This is a genomic window from Candidatus Poribacteria bacterium (genome assembly GCA_028820845.1).
Lineage (GTDB): Bacteria > Poribacteria > WGA-4E > WGA-4E > WGA-3G > WGA-3G.
In genome coordinates this window covers 38654-57225 of record JAPPII010000076.1, presented here as the reverse complement: position 1 = coordinate 57225, position 18572 = coordinate 38654, and the positions used below count along the sequence as shown (strand labels likewise).

The window sequence follows — 18572 nt, the reverse complement described above, 5'->3', positions numbered from 1 at the left end:
GAGGTAATTATAAAAATATGCAAACGCACGTCTATCTCTCTATAGCAGGAGAAAACAGAATCGCTATCTATACATTCGATGTCTCTAATGGTAGTATTGAATTACAGGAAAATATTGGTGTTAGTGGCTCTCCGGGTCCCTTAGCACTCTCGCCGTGTGGCAACTACTTATACGCCGGGCTTCGATCGAGTCGAGAAATCGCAAGTTTCCGTATTGATGAAGGGACGAGACATCTTTCACACTTGCGGACAGTCCAACTTGATGCCGATACGTGTTATATTGCAACGGACAAAACGGGGAATTTCCTATTATCTGCCTATTACGGTGCAGGCAAAGTTACCGTTCATGCAATCGGCGACGATAAAACTGTCCAAGGCGAACCGCTTCAGACCGTTGAGACCGATATACACGCGCACTGCATTGAGACAGATGCCTCAAACCGGTATGCCTTTGTCCCGCATACTGTCCCTCGCAATGCTATCTATCAGTTTCATTTCGACGAGGAGACAGGCACGCTCGCCCAAAATCCGGTTGGGAATCTCAATCCGGGTGCGCCGGTTGGACCACGACATTTCTGCTTTCATCCGAGCAAGCCAATCCTCTATTTCTCAAACGAGCAGGGATCCAGTGTCTCAGCGTATACGCTTCAAGAAGGGGAGCATCCAGGAATCTTGATGGATTTACAAGAAGACCTTTCTACTCTCCCCGCAGATTTTGAGGCAGATAACACCTGCGCCCAAATCCACATTGATCCGCAGGGGACGTTTCTCTATGTCTCCAACCGCGGGCATGACAGCATCGCAGAATTCACAATTGATGCAGAGAGCGGCAAATTAAGTGCTGTCGGTCATCAACACACTGAACCGACGCCGCGCGTTTTCAATATTGACGGAACAGGCAATTTCCTGTTTGTCGGTGGACAAGGCTCTGGCAGACTCGCCACCTATCGCATTGATCGAGACACCGGCAAATTATCGCCACTTGCAAACTACGCAGTTGGTGAAAATCCGATGTGGGTGCTTTTTATCTAAAGAGAGGAAATATGGCACGACGCGGAATTTTCATTACATTTGAAGGCGTAGAAGGCTCTGGCAAGACTACACAGGCACAACGGCTCGCAACCGCCTTGGGCTCAAATGTGCTACTGACCCGTGAACCCGGTGGCCCGCCTATTGCTGAGCGTATTCGCGATATTTTCCTCACATCCGAAGGCATAACGCCGATGACAGAGTTGTTGTTAATCGCTGCCGCACGGGCACAACACGTCCAAGAACTTATACACCCCGCATTGGCAGCGAACCAAATTGTCATATCTGATAGGTTTATTGACGCTTCAGTGGCTTATCAAGGCTACCGTGGCGGCATTGATCTGGCGTTTATTCACCAGTTAAATCGCATTGCCACGGGTGGGTTGACCCCTGACATCACCTTTATTCTCGATCTGCCCCCTGAGATCGGACTATCACGCCAACAGCAAGGGGGGGCGCATCGTGACCGTCTGGACAGAGAGGCGTTGGAATTGCATCGTAAAGTTCGCGAAGGATATCTATCTGTTGCGAAGGCGAACCCACATCGCGTCAAACTGATAGATGCTACGCAGTCTCCAGATGTTGTCCACGCCGAGGTCTTAGCCGAATATCAAGATTACGCATGGTAAGCGCGGTTTCCGAATTGCAGGTGCTTCTCCCTTTTTGGAAGGAAAAATGCAAAACCCAGTCATTGGACATCAACATATTATTGAACAACTCCAGCGAACCGTGGCATCGGATCGTATCGCGGGGGCATATCTTTTTGTCGGACGAACGGGTGTTGGAAAAGAGATGGTCGCTCGCTATTTCGCACAGCTGATCTTCTGCCAACAAGACGCACAGCCCCCTACGGTATGCGGAACATGTCTCGCTTGTCGGAAAGTGGATTCTGGAAACCATCCAGATCTACAGTTCATCCGACCTGAAGGCAGCCTACTGCGGATAGGACAAATTCGGGAGTTGCAAAAACAGATTATCTACGAGCCGCTTGAAGCGAGTCGGAAGGTTTACATCTTGACGGACGTGGAGCGGATGAATGCAGAAGCGGAGAACTGCTTGCTTAAAACGCTTGAGGAGCCGCCTGCCTCTTCTGTTTTGATTCTGCTTACGTCGAACATTCAAGTACTGCTGCCAACGACGCGTTCTCGTTGTCAGATCCTCCAATTTCACCCGATGCCGACGCAGGAATTAGTAGCGGTTTTGACGGATAGATTTTCAGTCACGCCGGAGCAGGCGACAACACTTGCAATTGCCGCAGGCGGGGCAATTGGAAAAGCAATCACCCAACTTGAAAAGGGGGGTGCACTTACCGAAGAAATCCCTGAGATCCTCAAGGAGACGGATTTATTGGCTGCTTTTAGGCTCGCCGAGAACTTCAAAGATAATCCTGAAACTTTAGATAGTTTGGTCACATGGTATCGCGACTTACTTTTTTTGCAACAAGGCGCACCACTCGAATTAATAACACATATTCATTCCGTTGAAGAGCTCCAAACACTTGTTCCCCATTATTCTCATCTGCGTATCCAACAAGCCATCCAGATCGTTTTTGATACCAAATCCCTTATCGAAAATACAAACACAAACGCCACCTTGGCTTTGGAAGTGATGTGTTTAAAATTATTGAAGTAGATTGTGTTTTTCGGTTTTAAGGGTAACAAAATTAGGCAGAAGCGGTTTGACAGACCGGTTCTCTTATGCTATAATTTTTTAACAAAAACCGGACTCCGAAAAAGGAAGGACAATGAGCACCTTTTACGTCACCACCCCGATCTATTATCCTAACAGTGAACCACACGCGGGAAATGCCTATACCACTATCGCTGCTGATGTCTTAGCGCGATATCACCGTCTCAAAGGCAATGAAGTTTGCTTTCTTACCGGTGTTGACGAACATGCTGCCAATGTATATAACGCTGCGAAAGAGGAAGGCCTCTCACCGCAAGCCTATTGTGATAAAATCGCGCCAACGTTCGTTAAACTCTGGGAACGCCTGAACATTTCACATGACATCTTTTTTCGGACAACAAGTGATGTGCACAAGCGCGGCGCGCAAAAATTCCTGAATGTGCTCTATGATAACGGTGATGTTTATAAGGGGAAGTACGAAGGGTATTACTGCCTCTCGTGCGAAGAGTTCTTTTCAGAGAAAGAACTAACGGACGAAAAAGTCTGTCCTGTTCATAAGCTACCACTGCAATGGTTGGAAGAGGAAAATTACTTTTTTAGACTTTCCAAGTATCAGGATCGTTTGCTCGCACATATCCACGAGAATCCGAACTTCGTCTATCCGCCAGCGCGTCGTAATGAGTTATTAAACTTTCTGGAATCTGGATTACAAGATGTAAGTATTTCTCGGGCTTCCTTATCTTGGGGAATTCCGTTTCCATTTGATCCGCAGCACATCATCTACATCTGGATAGAGGCTCTGAGTAATTATATTACTGCACTCGGTTATGAAACTGATAGCGAGCAGTACCGTACCTTTTGGCCCGCCGATGTTCACATGATGGGAAAAGACATCACCCGTTTTCACGCCCTGCTTTGGCCCGCAATGCTAATGGCTGCGGACTTGCCGCTTCCTAAACATATCGTCGGACACGGTTGGTTGACTAAGGACGGTGAGGCTCTGAGCAAAACGCGGGGTATCTTCATTGATATGGATGGCGACATCGCGACTTATGGGGTTGATCCCTTCCGTTATTACTTGCTGCGCGAATTCAGTTTCGGAAACGATGGTGACTACCGTCCTGCCCGTTTGCACGCCCGCTATAATGCCGATCTCGCAAACGATCTCGGTAATCTACTTAATCGCGTCCTCGGTCTACTCAACAAAAACTTTGAAGGCGTGCCTGCGCCAACAACACCCGGGGAATTCGATGACGAAATCAAAGCCATGGCGCAGACTACGATTGACCAGTTAGATGCGCATATAAAGACGTTCGCCTTTGATGCAGCGTTGGAAACCATCTGGGAGTTTGTCCGCCGCATCAATCGGTATGTCCAACAGACCCAAGTCTGGACGCTCGCGAAACCTGAAACGAAACCGAGAATGGGGACTGTCCTTTACAACAGTTTAGAAGCACTTCGGATTATCTCTGTCCTGATTTCACCTTTTCTTCCCGAAACGGCAGAGAAAATTCAGAACCAAATCGGTTTGACGACATTCGATACTGCCACAGAATGGGGAGGTCTATCCGTAGGAATACAGGTCAGCAGGGGTGAACCTATTTTCCCACGCATTGATACCAAAAAGCAAAAACAGCCGCAGCCGAAACCCAAGGCGAAACCGCAGCAGAAGCAGGAAAAGAAAACCACGGGCTTGATTTCCTTTGCTGATTTCCAGAAACTTGACTTACGGGTTGCGAAGATTCTCGCTGCTGAACCTATTGAAGGTGCCGACCGGCTCCTCAAATTACAGGTAGACCTCGGCACTGAAAAACGGCAACTCGTTGCTGGCATTGCTGAACATTACACCCCAGAAGTGTTGGTCGGAAAACAGGTCATAATCGTCGCAAATTTAGAACCCGCCACGATTCGCAACGTCAAATCACAAGGTATGGTGCTTGCAGGAAGCGGAGATTCTGTAGTTTTGGCAACCCTTGAAAAAGAGATGCCCCTCGGTACGCAAGTAAGGTAGCAAAAGGTTCTTAACTCGAAATATGGAAGGTCCAGGAGGGCTTTCCCCTCTATTCTTCCATACTTCCAATCGCTTTCCTTCATTTATTGAACAGATGCCAGGTATTGAAAATATCCTTAAAACCCGCATTCAGAGTAATAGAGCACACACCTTTGTCGTTGTTGTGCCGACCGATTCCGCACGTTTGCATCGCCAACGCGAATTGGTTGGTTATCATCCCAACCAAGCGGTTGCCAACTTGCGGGTCTATACACTCGGAAATTTCATTCAAAGGCTATATAACCAGGTCCGTCCAGCAAGACTGAACATCTCCCAAGGAGTCCAAAACCTCTGGCTGCATGAAATAGCAAATCCTCAATCGGTCAACCCTAATTCCCACCGTTATGATACCTTCCGACCCAGCCAAAACATTCCTGTGCCGGACAGCACGCTCTCTCTCATCGCAGACACAATTAACCGCCTTAAGGAATATGGAGAGAACGCGCTAAATATTGGAGATGGCGAATCACAAAATCCAACCGAAGATGACTTCTTTCGCATCTGTAACGATTATGAAACCAAACTCGGAGACCGTTGGATAGATGAACAAGGCAAGCGTCTGCACCTTGCTAACGCTAACAACTTTGATTCACTTATGATCGGGGCATTTCCAAGCATCAATCTTGTTGTTGTTGAAGGATTTACCGCCCTTTCTAAAGCCGACATCAAAATCTTGACTCACATTGCCAAGATACCCCAGATAGAAATGTGGTTCCGTACCGACTGGCTTGAAGGAAATGAGGGTTTATATAAAAACATCACCGATCTCGTCTCGCAATTTAGGACCGCAAGCGCCTACATTGATCCGAACTATGAACGCGATACCGATCAACATCCGCATTTCGCCGAGAACCTCTTTCGTGCCGATGCTACGTCCACGCATCTGAACCATAATGCTGATGACCCACCTCAGATTACAGTCCTGAAACCCGCTGACCGCTCCGAAGAGGTTGAGGAAATTGCACGCGGTATCCAAAAACACGTCTCAGACGACGACTGCAAGTTGAGTGAGGTCTGCGTTGCCTGCTACAATATAGGGTTGTACCAAGACCGTATCGCTGAGATTTTCCCTGCTTATGGGATCCCCTATTCGCTTAGGGAAAGCACGCCGCTGACAAAGTCAGAGGTTGCCAAATCAATCTTTTCTCGCCTTTCGTCAGATCGTACGCCACTAAACGATACTTATTTTTCTACGGTAAAGCCTGTATCCGACACACACCGGTTTCACCCAAGTAAGTTTCAGGAGTATGTTGATCACTTACTCAAAAAGGGAGAGGTCCTCCAGCGTATTCTAAACCCGATGTTCGGAAGAAGCCCGGAAGTTGTTGAAGCCGAAGTTGAGGCATATCGCCAATTCAATAGGATTGTTAAGAACCTCTGCAGCGTTTTAATGTCGGAAGGCGTTGGGTCTGATTTCCTTGGTAATTATATCCAGAAACTCCATCACATTGCAAAGCACACAAGCTATCAAAACAGAGTAATAACAAAGGCAGAAACCGTCAAAATTACTCGACTCAGTGAACTGAGAAGTTTGGAGTTTAACACGGTCTTTTTATGTGATTTTGTAGAGGGCAATTTTCCAGAGAATTATAGTCCGGACCCACTGCTTCCAAGTCACCCGTATCGGACTGAAGAAGAGCATCTGTACAATAATCGGTTTATGTTCTATGGGGTCCTCAAATCTTTTCAAAAGCGATTATATCTCCTTGTCCCACAACGTGAGCGTGAAGCCGAACTCATCCCTTCACCATTCCTTGAGCAATTGAAGGCAGTTGCTAAGATTAAGGAGGTTGAAGAAGTCGATGATTCCATGCAAGGCAGTATCCCCAGTTTCCTCAGCACCTACGGCAAGCACGTATGGGCAGCAGATACGCCCCTTGATGGGATATTCCCCAAGCGTTTAGAACACATGCGCCCCCTAATAAAGCATGTTGTTGAAGTCGAAAAAAGTCGAGAGGAGATACATGACCTTTTGGATTATGAAGGGGTGTTGACAGCAGGTTCGCTTTCTACCCAAAGCGGAGATCGTTTAAGAAAACGGAGACAGTGGACCTATTCCATCACAGATTTGGAAACTTACGCTAAATGTCCATTTCAGTATCTTGCATCTGAAGTTTTAAAACTCGGTAGCGAAGATGAAGAAGAAACTGAAGGCTTATCTGCCTTGGAAATGGGCGAGTTAGCTCACAACATTCTCGCTGAATTCTATGACCAGCGTCGAGAACAACCGGCTATTAGTCAGTGTGACGAAGCAGGCTTTGAAGCAGCAAAACGGCAGTTATCTGATGTCATAGATAAGGGGATCGGGGATCCTACATCCGAAGATCTATTTCGGGAGGTAGACAAAACACTCTTAAAAGTTAGGTTGAACCAATGGCTTGCAGTGGAACGACAATGCGATGTAACCACTGCCCCGCGCTATTTTGAGGTCAGCGTTGGCCGTCGGAAAGGCATAACCGATTCAGTCCTTAGCCGGGTCGAACCTATCTGTATCGGTGATGTGCCTCTCAATGCCAAAATTGACCGTATTGATATAGGAGAAGGTGTTTTTAATGTTATTGATTATAAAACCGGAAGTTTAACACCTGGAATCAAAGATATTCTTGAGGGACGAGCTCTCCAATTGCCTATCTATCTTGAAATTGTGAGGCAACTACTAGGGAATGGATACGAATCGGCAGCAGGCTTGTATCATAAAGTCAGGTTGAACGACTGCAAAATTCAACTCGGTATTGGAAAGGAATCTGCCAGAGGAGAGACATACGTGTTATCCCGAAGAACACAGCAGATGTTATCCGACGAGGAATTTGATAGGGTAATCACCCGCGTGAATGGTTATCTTGGACAATATGTTAACGAAATAAGCGACGGCAACTTCCCACTCATTACCCGCGTCAAAACCTTTTCACCGACCGACGCAGACAGCGTTGTAGAGACTGATGAATACGGGTTTGTGGATTCTGAAGAGCATGGTGATAAGCCATTGACCCCCCGTAACAAAACGCAGCCCTGTAACTATTGCGCCTATAAGCGGGTTTGCCGTGTCGGCGCAGTTTCTGAAGATAACCAATCGAACGACTAATCTCCGTCTATTATTTTTGACCCGTAAAGTTTGAAATCGCGCCCTTCAGAAAAAACTTGCACACTTCCGATAAATCTGTTATACTTTCCCTGATTGTTAAGCACTTTGCTTGAATATCAAAAAACACTATTAGGAGGCTATTTTTTAAATGGCACACACATTACCAGCGCTCCCTTATGCTCACGATGCTTTGGAGCCTCACATTGACGCACGAACCATGGAAATCCATCACGGTAAACACCATCAAGGTTACGTTAACAACCTCAACGCTGCCTTAGAAGGACTCGGGGCTGTCGCCGATATGGATGTTAACGAATTGCTCGCCAATCTTGATCAGGTGCCTGAGGATAAACGCCAAGCTGTCATCAACAATGGCGGTGGGCACGCCAATCATTCGCTCTTTTGGTCTACTATGAGCCCCAACGGTGGCGAACCCGGTGGAGAAATCGTAGCAGCTATCACCTCAACCTTCGGCTCGCTTGAAGCTGCAAAAGAGCAGTTTGTCACAGCTGCGACCACACGTTTCGGTTCGGGTTGGGCATGGCTCGTCCTTGGGGATAACGGCTTGGAGATCTACTCCACTGCGAATCAGGACAGTCCGATCATGCAAGGGCACGTTCCCCTGCTCGGTCTCGATGTCTGGGAACATGCATACTATCTAAAGTATCAAAACCTACGTCCAGACTACGTTGAAGCATGGGGAAACGTCATCAATTGGACGCGAGTCAATGAACTCTATGTAGCAAACGCCTAATTTGTAGTAGATTTCGGATTTCAGTAGCGGGAGGAGTGAAGGTGTTTCAATCCTACCCGCTATTTCTTCCTATTCATCTCAAACCGCTTCGCAACGACACAAGCCGTGGACCCAACTGGCAAAATTAGTGTCGTATGGGGCAGACTAAAATCTCGTCGATAGTTTCTACTTTAAGACTTGCGCACGAAAAGAATGATAAGTTCGGTTTGCAACGGTGCCGAATTCTGTGGGAATCGGTGTCTAATCATATCAGAATTGGTGTTCTAACGCAATTTTGCGTAAGTCCTATATCATTTTAACTGACCGGAACTATTGCGAGGGTAAATATGCCGAGACGCAAACCGTATACAAAGGTCGTTAAAACGAATCAGATTCGTGCAGAGCATGTTCGCGGCATGGGAGACGTGGTTTTCAAAGGGTTCCAGTGTTTAAATAGCGAATGTCTTGAATTTATCTTCGTTCGTAAAGACGAAATTGGCGATGATTTTGAAATTACCTGCCCGACTTGTGAAATAGTTATGTTATCAGGCGACGAAACTCAATTCTATGCGTACAAACTGGAAGACCAGAGAGACCACTCCATTATTGAAGAAGGGACATTTACGATTCTGCACGATGATTATATTGAGGAAGCGCGGGAATATAAGTATTGTATCATCTGTAATACGATTAAATCGCTTGATTTATTTGACCGACATAGTGATCGAAGGTCTGGCCGTCAGAGCGAATGCAAATTATGCAAAGCAGTTTACAACGCCATTAAAAATAAAACTCGGTTGACAGATCAACACCGTGAAGCTGCCCAAAAACGGCGAATGTATTTGGATCTCTCTGGAAGCCGAAAAATTGAAAGCGAAAATATCTACAAACGTTTTAGTTATCGTTGTTTTAAATGCGGGAAAGACCTACAAGGAGTTGGTACTAAAGAACGTCCACTTGATCATACCCTTCCTGCCGTTTTTTTGTGGCCCCTGACAACTGAAAATGCAACACTATTATGCAGAGAGCATAACAGCGAGAAGTCAGACAAGTGGCCTTCAGCATATTACTCAGATAGCGAATTAAGGAACCTTGCTGTCCTCACAGGCGTTCAGTATGAAACGCTTGCTGGGCAACCGCATTATAATCCTGAAGCAATTAAACGCCTTAGTATCTCTGAACAAGTAGATCAACTTTTAACAAAATATGCGCCTTATAGGTCAGAAATTATCAAACTACGTAATCGGATTTTACAGTATGAAAATTTTGATTTTTTTCAGCATTCGACAATTATTTCGCCTGCTTGGGTACGTCAAGCCAATCAGGAGTACCAGCAAGTAATTCATCAGGAGGTGGATTTTAATACAGAACAAGATACTGATGAGATGTAACTGTTCCTTTGTCGCGAATACCGTGAGATTCACAATGGGCAACGCTTTCGTCAAAAAGGTCTATTGACCGAAACCACCTCTTACCAAGTTCTCGTAAATGAGCCGCCATATTGCACTTAGCACTTTTGCCCAGATGCAAGACAACCACACCATTAGATTTAAGACGTTCTTTCGCTTGGCGAAGAATCGGAATATATACATCAAAACTACTTTTCTGTTTCTCATCAACAAAAACTGATGGTCCTGTTTTGAAATTATCAGCGGACCAGCCAGAGAACCATAATCTTAACCAATTCGCGGAATAGAATCGGGTGCTATCGAAGAACGGCGGGGACGTAATAACGGCATCTAATTGCTCTACTTCTCTAGGCCACCAATTCGTTGCATCTTGGAAAAGTATCTTTCCCTGCCGAAAATTCGTAGGCAAATCTTCAGCCAACCCTCGCTGAACTTTTGCCCGTAGTTGATTGATTAGGGAACGATATTCATAAGGTCCAGTGGGTTTATAAGGCGTAAGTGGATGAGAGCGGCGGCTAAGGGCATACGGACGATTACCGTGCAAAATATGGAGCAACGAGGCAAATACAAACCATTCCTCAGGTGTTTCTGGTGGATGAATTTGAAAATAGCGTCGTGCCAAGAGAACTTCCGCCAAAGTTTGGGACTCATAGTATTCCGTTACTTTCCCATTGAACCCGAAACGTTTCGCTTCAGTGATTTCTGCGTCTGTAGTTGAATGGCAGCCGATGAAATCTTCCACTGTTTCAATAACCGTTGTACAATCTTGTTCTGTAGGTGCTTGAACCTTTGCACTGGCGATCGCAAAAGCGGCAGGGCTTATCTCAAAACCGTAGGCGTGTTTGCCAGCCAGTGTTGCCTCGAATGGAATTGTACCAGCACCCGCGAATGGATCTAAAACTCGTCCATCTTCTGGAACAAATGTTTGTACCAAATGGTGGGCAATAGCCGGTTTAAGTTTACCGGGGTAAGAGCATAACGAATGCCGCACATGTCCCCAGTTCCGTTTTATAAAGGGGGTTTTCTGGTGAGGTAGGTTTTGCTTGAAGGTACCCCATTCAGTATGCCATGTCCCAACTCGTTGGTTAGATTTATATCTTCTTTGTTTCAAAGTGTGCCTAAAAACAAGTAGTGATTGTTTGAGCAACATTCCGCCTCTAGATTTGCGTTTTCGTAACGTCACGGAATCTTGTTGGACAAAATCCAGCTCTTGCAAACATGCCGACAACAACTTATCTACTGGAACATGAGTGCCCGCATAGCAAGAGTCCCCAATGTCGATTGCAACAGTCGCATCAGAAGTCAAGTGAGGGCGAATTGCTCGGAATACTTTTGTTATTTCGCCAAAATAACAGGCAATCATGCGTGGAATACGGGAATCATAGGCATTTTTTTCCAGTTTAGAAACAATCTTTTGAACATCTGGATGAGATGCCGGAGGCGTTTTAGAAACGGTCACATCGTTGATACCCGCCGTTAAAGAAGCCTCGCGAAATCTCGTCAAATCTTTCTTCTCTTTTAAACACCCTAAAAACCATAATTCTATCTTTGTGTTGCGAAAATAGTTTGTTCCATTCACATAGGGCGGGCTTGTTATTACGGTATCAATACCTAAAGGTGAGATACTATCTAACGAACGGGCATTTTCGCATATTAGCAACGGCTCATTTCTCAATCCGTCCACATCGTTTCGGATGTCCTGAATCATCTGATCAATATTTTGACAAATCCCTTCAACGAATGGGACCATTTGCCTTTCAAGTTCCTTGATTGTTTTGTATCTCAAATCGCCAGATCGTTTCATTCGAGATGAGGGGACAAGTGCTGACAGGGCCGCAACTGTGACGAGGGCGGCTAAGATCGGGTTTTCAAGAGAGATTTCATCAATCCACGAACGGATCTGTAAAACTTGGTCGTAAACGAGATCGTGAAAAAATAAACTATCACCAAAAGTTCGTATGTAGGCTTGGTGGAGCGTATGATTTAGTGGATATTTTTCAAGTTCTTTTAGTGAAACTTTGGCTTGTGCCAGTGCCTGAGCCAGTGTGGAACGTTGAGACGATTTTAATCGCCTGACTCGTATTTTAGTCAAACTTATAAACTGCAAAACCGGATTTACTTCGCAGAAATAGGCAGTTTTGTTGAGTTCTGACGCAGCGAAGGCAGTTGTTCCTGTTCCAGCGAATGGATCAAGGATGGTTTGGGCATCCGGAGCGTACCTTTCCAAGATAGATTCCACGAATTGAGTGGAATAACCTTCTAAATACGGGTACCATCGAGCGAAAGGCTCTTTTCGTCCACCCTTAAAAGTTACACTCACTGGATCGAATAATTCCGTTTTGGCATTGATGCCCGGTAGTTGAAGTTGAAAGGCAGGCTCTTGAATGAGATTTATGGATTCCTCTAATTGGTGAAGACAGTAAGTATTCAGAGGTAAGTTATCGGCTTTAGCATTCGCTACAAGAACCTGATAGTCACCACCTAATAGTTCACGGAGTTCAGCACTTGAAAGTCCTTTAACACATTCATAGATTTCATCTGTTTCCTTGCCGAATGCCAAAGTTAGAGATTTTTTCTGAGGTGTTTCCCCTGGATGCTCGGGAAAGTAGATAGATTTGTATTTTTGAGCCATCAATTTTATACTCCGGTGCTAAAAGTCATTGATTTTATACTATGATGCTGTTTATGTATATACTATCATAGTATGGTAGTTTTGTCAAAAATTAAATGTCCTAAACTGTTACATATAGAAAACATACCGCGCTACTTTAGGGCATGTTGATTAGATGTCTCTGTCCGAGTCCTGTTATAATCAATTTATTTTTATCAAACGAAATTTTATAAGCAAATCAAATTTCGTTTGACATCTCCCTTTAAATGTGTTATACTTAATAAGGTGTAAAGATAATTCCGTTCGGAAACGTCGTTAGCTGCTTTTTCAGGTGGAGGTGACGAAACATGGATGGAGCTATTATCGGTTGGATTGGTGGTATCTTCGGAGGTGTAGTCGGTACCATGGGTGGTGTACTTGGGACCTATCTGAGCATAAAAAGCGCGAAAGGTCCGATAGAACGCGCCTTTATAAGGAGGACCGCTGTTATTGCTTGGATCACGGTTTCGGTATTTCTTGGCTTACTTTTCACGATTCCTCAACCATATAATTTTTTGCTATGGATTCCGAACGTGATTCTGTGGTTAATCTTTGTCCCTAAATTGCGAAAAAAGCATACCGAGATTAGGCGATCAGAGTCAGGTGATGAAACCTTTATTAGTCATTTGTAAAATTGCTATCTAAAACGGCGTGCTTAATAAAAAATTAAATAGATTACCCAAAAAGCGTTGAAGGGGAGGAGTAAGTCGTCAAGGCTTGCAAGAGAGGGAGACTCACGGGCTGAAAGGTCTCCTCAAGTTCCCACGACTGAAGGTCGCCCTGGAGCTGCGAATCTGAACAATAAGTAGGGTTCGCCGGTATGATGCCCGTTATTGCGTCCCAAAGAGTGCTCTTTCTCGTGACAGATGGACTTTGTAAGTCCTAATATCGTCAATAAAAATGAGAAAGGGAATTGGAGTGGTACCACGGTAAGGTCAGTGTAAGTGTCCTTCTCGTCTCCAAAGTTGGAACGAGAGGGCTTTTTTAATTTCAATGAGCTACGGCACAGCGGAGTGTGCCTACTACCATTTATGAGGGAAATTGGCATGGAACTTTCAGGAGCGCAGATCCTCATTGAGGGTCTCAAACGGGAAGGTGTCGAATATATCTTCGGTGTGAATGGTGGCGCAGCGATGCCGATTTTCGATGCCTTATACAGCGAGCCAGACATCAAATTAATTCCGATGCGGCATGAGCAAGGAGCTTCCCACGCTGCTGACGGGTATGCCCGCGTCACCGGAGATGTCGGTGTTGCGCTCGCCACCTCTGGTCCCGGAGCAACCAATCTTGTTACCGGTATCGCTACTGCCTATATGGATTCAATTCCGATGGTCGCAATTACTGGACAGGTTTTCACACACTATATCGGCAGCGATGCCTTCCAAGAGTGCGATGTTATTGGCGTAACCCGACCGATCTGTAAACACAGTTACCTCATCAAAAGTAACGACGAGATCGCAGATGTTGTTGCCGAAGCGTTTCACATCGCCAAGACCGGGAAACCCGGGCCAGTTATCATTGACATCGCCAAAGATGCACAGATACATAAAACACTGTTTCAGTACCCAGAATCGGTTGACATCCGCGGCTACAAGCCACAAGTACACGGCGAGCCAGCGCAAATTGCGAAAGCGGCGGAACTGATTAAGGAAGCCAAGCGTCCGATGCTTTATGCCGGTGGCGGTGTCGTGCTTGCCAACGCCAGTGAGGAATTGCGGCAGCTTACTCTTAATACACAAATTCCGATTACTGTTACTCTAATGGGGCTTGGTGCGTTTCCTGAAACCCATCCATTGGCGATGGAGATGCCCGGAATGCACGGCTCTTGTTGTGCGAATTACGCCTTCACCGATGCTGACCTTGTTGTCGCTATCGGCGCGAGGTTTGATGACCGCGTTACCGGCGATCTCAGTAAATTTGCGCCCAACGCCAAGAAAATCCACATTGATATTGATGCGTCGTGTATCGGGAAAAATGTGCCCGTAGATGTTCCTATCGTCGGTGACGCCAAGAACGTTCTAACCGAACTGAATAAGTTAGTCGGTCCGACAGATATTGACCCATGGCGCGCCCAAATCCAAGAATGGAAGCAGAAATATCCATTTGAATACGAGCAAAAGGGTGATAAGGTGATGCCGCAATACGTCATTGAACAGATTTATAAACATTACAGTGATGCAATTGTCGTCGCTGATGTTGGGCAACACCAGATGTGGGCAGCGCAATACTTTAAATTCACTGAACCTCGACAGTGGCTCAATTCCGGCGGACTCGGCACTATGGGCTTTAGCCTCCCAGCCGCTATCGGTGCACAGCTTGGATGTCCAGACAAAACCGTCGTCAATATCAACGGTGACGGGTCTTATATCATGACAATCCAAGAGTTGGTGCCAGCGATTACGATGAAACTTCCACTTAAGGTCTTTATCATCAACAATATGTATCTGGGGATGGTGCGTCAGTGGCAGGAACTGTTCCACGGTAAACGCTACTCCGCTGTCGATTATCATGATAATCCTGATTTTGCCCTGCTCGCAGAGGCGTTCGGTGCTACCGGAATTCGCGTCGAACACCCGGAGGATGTCGAACCGGCATTACAGAAAGCAAAAGGAATCAATGATGGTCCTGTTGTCATTGACTTCATCGTTGATGAAGAGGAGAACGTCTTCCCGATGGTGCCAGCAGGGGCGGGTCTTGGAGATGTTATTCGCGGGTTATCGTAACGATTTTAAGGGGTGCGTAGCAACCCCGGTTCATGCCACACGGTATGAATACCGTTGATTCAAGGCATTCATACCGTTGATTTACTGAAAACTATAAAAAATGAACTCAGAAAAACGACACATTTTTTCCGTTTTGGTCGAAAACCGATTTGGGGTTCTCGCGCGCGTCGCAGGGCTTTTCAGCGGACGCGGCTTTAATATTGACAGCCTCAACGTCGCCGAAACACATGACAAGGGTATTTCACACATAACCCTTGTTACGCATGGAGATGCCCAAATTATCGATCAGATTTACCAGCACTTAAACAGGCTCATTGACGTTATTGAGGTAACCGACCTCTCCACCGGAACGCATGTTGAACGAGAGCTTGTTCTTATCAAGGTTGCCATTGATGACCCGCAAAAACGCACGGAGGTTCTGCAAGTCGCAGAAGTCTTTCGAGGGCGCGTCATCGATATGAAACCTGCCTCACTTGTCCTTGAAATTACAGGTGATGAGGGTAAATTGAAGGCAGCAATTGATATTTTCAATACTTATGGTATCCTTGAATTATCGCGTACCGGCAAGGTAGCGATGCTACGTGGAAAGGAAAACTAAAAAAATGGCAACAATTTATTACGATAGTGATGCCAATTTTGATTTACTAAAAGAGCGCACTGTTGCTGTCGTCGGCTACGGCGCACAAGGGCGCGCACAATCCCTAAACCTCAAAGACAGCGGTGCAAACGTTGTTGTCGGACTATACGAAGGCAGCCGTTCAAAAGCACGCGCCGAAGCGGAAGGGTTAACCGTCAAAACCGTTGAGGAAGCCGCAGCAATGGCTGACATCGTTCAAGTTCTCATTCCAGATGAACGCCACGCTGCCGTCTACCGCGACCAGATCGCTCCCAATATGCAGGCAGGAAATATGCTGCTCGTTTCACACGGGTTCAGTGTCCACTTTGGACAGATTGTTCCGGCGAGTGATATCGATGTCGCAATGATAGCCCCCAAGGGTCCCGGTTCTCTTGTCCGTGAGGTTTTTGAAGGCGGTGGTGGTGTCCCGTGCCTCATCGCTATCCATCAAGACACAACAGGACTTGCGCGCGATGTTGCACTCGCTTATGCAAGAGGCATCGGCGGCACACGAGCAGGTGTCATTGAAACGACGTTCCGTGAAGAAACCGAAACCGATCTCTTCGGTGAGCAAGCCGTCCTCTGTGGTGGAACCGCTGCACTCATCAAAGCGGCTTTTGATACACTCGTTGAAGCTGGCTACCAACCGGAAATGGCTTATTTTGAGTGTCTCCATGAACTCAAGTTAATCGTAGATCTCATCTACACCGGCGGATTGAGCAAAATGCGCAATGATGTCAGTAACACCGCCGAATACGGAGACCTCACACGCGGTCCACAACTTATTGACGACGACGTTCGAGACAAGATGCGCCAAATTTTGAAGGACGTTCAGGGGGGTGTCTTCGCACGCGAGTGGGTCTTGGAGAACGAGGCGAACCAACCCGTACTCGGCGCGCTCCGTCGACAGGAAGAAGAATTACAAATTGAGGAAGTCGGCAAAAATTTGCGGAGTATGATGAGCTGGCTTGACGAATAGGAACCCTCGACTAAGGTAGGTGCGGTTTCTAACCGCACCGATTTGCTCTGTGGCAGCACCTAACTCATTTTTATCTTCATGAAATCATGCTAATGATATGGATACGGGTACTTTCTTCATCCGGGAATGCCGCCCAGAAGAAGCAGAGGCACTCCTCGCATTGTGGGAGGCTGCTGGGACGTCTCCAAGTGTCACGGATACAATTACAGACATCCGAGGGGCGATAGAAAGTTCAGCATCGGTATTGGTCGCTGAAGCGGATTGCTGCATCGTCGGTTCCCTCATTGCAACTTTCGACGGGTGGCGCGGCAACATGTATCGGATAGCCGTCCATCCTGACTACCGACGACGGGGTATTGGACGCGCCTTGGTTAGGGAAGGTGAGAGATGTTTGGCAGAACGTGGCGTTAAACGTATCACCGCACTCGTGGAGGAAAAATATCCGTGGGCTACTGCCTTCTGGTCATCGGTCGGCTATGAGATAGAGCCTGGGATAGTCCGATTTTTTCGCAATCCCTAAACAAACGGCAGGAGGTCAGCTATGAAGTTCAAGGGGTATCTACTTGACGACACCGTCAGAAGCGTTTACGGATTAGCAGTCGCTGATATAAACGGCGACGGTCAGCTCGACATCATCGCCGGTTCCACCGGTGAACCCATTATCGCTTGGTACGAAGCACCCGACTGGAAAAGACATCTCGTAACCAATCAGGGCAGCGGTCACATTACTATCGCGCCTTATGACTTGACTGGCAACGGCACTCCTGATCTCATCGTTGGCAGCGGTTTTAACCGTGGCGTAAACGCTGCCGAGGGGTACCTCCAGTGGCTTGAGGTGCCGGCAGAAGATGGGCAAAATTGGAAAAGCCACCGCATTGCGGATATCCCCTTCATTCACCGCGTCGCCCTCGCGAATCTTTCTGGAAACACTTCAGCAGCGTCTCCTTTTCTCATTGTCGCTTCCATCCGCGGTGAGGACGGCAAACCCGGTGAATGGCACAGTCCCGGCTCTGTATGGTGCTATGAATTGCCAGATACCCCACGAGACATATCCTCTTGGAAATCCCACCTTCTTGACGATTCCCTCCACATCAATCACGGCTTAAGTATTAACGACGTTGATCAGGACGGACGCGATGATGTACTAATTAGCTGCTCTGAGGGGCTAATTTGGTATGAACCTCCGGCATCGCCTATGACGGAAAAGTGGGGCAAATGGATCGTCAGTGACCGTGAGTGCAGCGATACATTTGCCGCTGATATTGACGGCGATGGTGTTAACGAAATTTTAGCAATTGAACCGTGGCACGGAAACAATCTCGTCTGGTATAAAGCCACTGGAGATCTAAGAACCGATCCGTGGCAGCGGTATCTCATCGACGATACACTTAACCGAGGGCATTCGCTCGCTGCTGTTGACGTTGATGATGACGGTGTACTTGAGATTATCTCTGGTTATAACGGTGAAGGCACAAGTTTACATCTCTACCGTCCAGAGAATCTGGAACAGAACCGATGGAGTAAAGAGACAATTGACGATGGTGGTATAGGTATCGGTCAGATGCACGTCTTGGACATGAACGGAAACGGTAGGTTAGACATCGTCGCCAGCGGTCTCAGCACGGGGAATGTCAAGTGGTATGAGAACCAATTTTAATGGATATTTACGGACA

General features: G+C 46.7%; 13 protein-coding genes, 1 pseudogene and 1 other annotated feature. Of the genes and pseudogenes, 13 read left to right on the top strand and 1 reads right to left on the bottom strand.

Features of this window, described 5'->3' with window-relative positions:
• Window positions 1–17 precede the first annotated feature (17 nt).
• The 7 genes and pseudogenes from OXN25_15795 (at window position 18) to OXN25_15765 (ending at window position 9913) form a co-directional block, all read left to right on the top strand.
• Window positions 18–1031, top strand: a complete 1014-nt coding sequence (locus OXN25_15795) for a lactonase family protein (GenBank protein ID MDE0426315.1) — start codon at window positions 18–20, stop codon at window positions 1029–1031.
• Window positions 1032–1042: 11 nt separating this feature from the next.
• Window positions 1043–1657 (top strand): dTMP kinase, encoded by a 615-nt coding sequence (tmk, locus tag OXN25_15790; protein ID MDE0426314.1) that lies wholly within the window; start codon window positions 1043–1045, stop codon window positions 1655–1657.
• A 46-nt stretch (window positions 1658–1703) separates the two neighbouring features.
• The gene (gene holB, locus OXN25_15785; protein MDE0426313.1) at window positions 1704–2660 is read left to right on the top strand and encodes a DNA polymerase III subunit delta'; all 957 of its coding nucleotides are present in this window, start codon (window positions 1704–1706) and stop codon (window positions 2658–2660) included.
• A 109-nt stretch (window positions 2661–2769) separates the two neighbouring features.
• Window positions 2770–4668: pseudogene (metG, locus tag OXN25_15780) on the top strand (methionine--tRNA ligase).
• A 22-nt stretch (window positions 4669–4690) separates the two neighbouring features.
• Window positions 4691–7789, top strand: a complete 3099-nt coding sequence (locus tag OXN25_15775) for a PD-(D/E)XK nuclease family protein (protein MDE0426312.1) — start codon at window positions 4691–4693, stop codon at window positions 7787–7789.
• A gap of 148 nt (window positions 7790–7937) precedes the next feature.
• Window positions 7938–8543 (top strand): superoxide dismutase, encoded by a 606-nt coding sequence (locus OXN25_15770; protein MDE0426311.1) that lies wholly within the window; start codon window positions 7938–7940, stop codon window positions 8541–8543.
• A 395-nt stretch (window positions 8544–8938) separates the two neighbouring features.
• Window positions 8939–9913 (top strand): hypothetical protein, encoded by a 975-nt coding sequence (locus OXN25_15765; GenBank protein ID MDE0426310.1) that lies wholly within the window; start codon window positions 8939–8941, stop codon window positions 9911–9913.
• Here OXN25_15765 and OXN25_15760 read toward each other — a convergent pair.
• Window positions 9882–12563: a DNA methyltransferase gene (locus tag OXN25_15760; protein MDE0426309.1), complete on the bottom strand. Its 2682-nt coding sequence runs from the start codon at window positions 12561–12563 to the stop codon at window positions 9882–9884. The two genes, OXN25_15765 and OXN25_15760, sit on opposite strands and share 32 nt — an antisense overlap.
• 326 nt (window positions 12564–12889) lie before the next feature.
• Here OXN25_15760 and OXN25_15755 point away from each other — a divergent pair, with 326 nt between their 5' ends.
• The 6 genes from OXN25_15755 to OXN25_15730 all read left to right on the top strand — a co-directional run bounded on the left by OXN25_15755 (window position 12890) and on the right by OXN25_15730 (window position 18556).
• Window positions 12890–13213, top strand: coding sequence for a hypothetical protein (locus OXN25_15755; GenBank protein MDE0426308.1), 324 nt, complete (start codon window positions 12890–12892; stop codon window positions 13211–13213).
• Window positions 13214–13261: 48 nt separating this feature from the next.
• Window positions 13262–13545, top strand: a binding site (T-box leader).
• 82 nt (window positions 13546–13627) lie between these two features.
• Window positions 13628–15304 carry a biosynthetic-type acetolactate synthase large subunit gene (gene ilvB / locus OXN25_15750; GenBank protein MDE0426307.1) on the top strand — a complete coding sequence of 559 codons (1677 nt, stop codon included), beginning with the start codon at window positions 13628–13630 and terminating at the stop codon, window positions 15302–15304.
• A gap of 100 nt (window positions 15305–15404) precedes the next feature.
• Window positions 15405–15902, top strand: coding sequence for an acetolactate synthase small subunit (gene ilvN, locus OXN25_15745; GenBank protein ID MDE0426306.1), 498 nt, complete (start codon window positions 15405–15407; stop codon window positions 15900–15902).
• 4 nt (window positions 15903–15906) lie between these two features.
• On the top strand, window positions 15907–16899 hold the full coding sequence (ilvC, locus tag OXN25_15740; protein ID MDE0426305.1) for a ketol-acid reductoisomerase: 993 nt from the start codon (window positions 15907–15909) through the stop codon (window positions 16897–16899).
• Between the two features lie 97 nt (window positions 16900–16996).
• A complete protein-coding gene (locus OXN25_15735; GenBank protein MDE0426304.1) occupies window positions 16997–17419 on the top strand; it encodes a GNAT family N-acetyltransferase in 423 nt (140 codons plus the stop codon).
• Between the two features lie 21 nt (window positions 17420–17440).
• A complete protein-coding gene (locus OXN25_15730; GenBank protein ID MDE0426303.1) occupies window positions 17441–18556 on the top strand; it encodes a VCBS repeat-containing protein in 1116 nt (371 codons plus the stop codon).
• The last annotated feature ends 16 nt before the right edge of the window (window positions 18557–18572 follow it).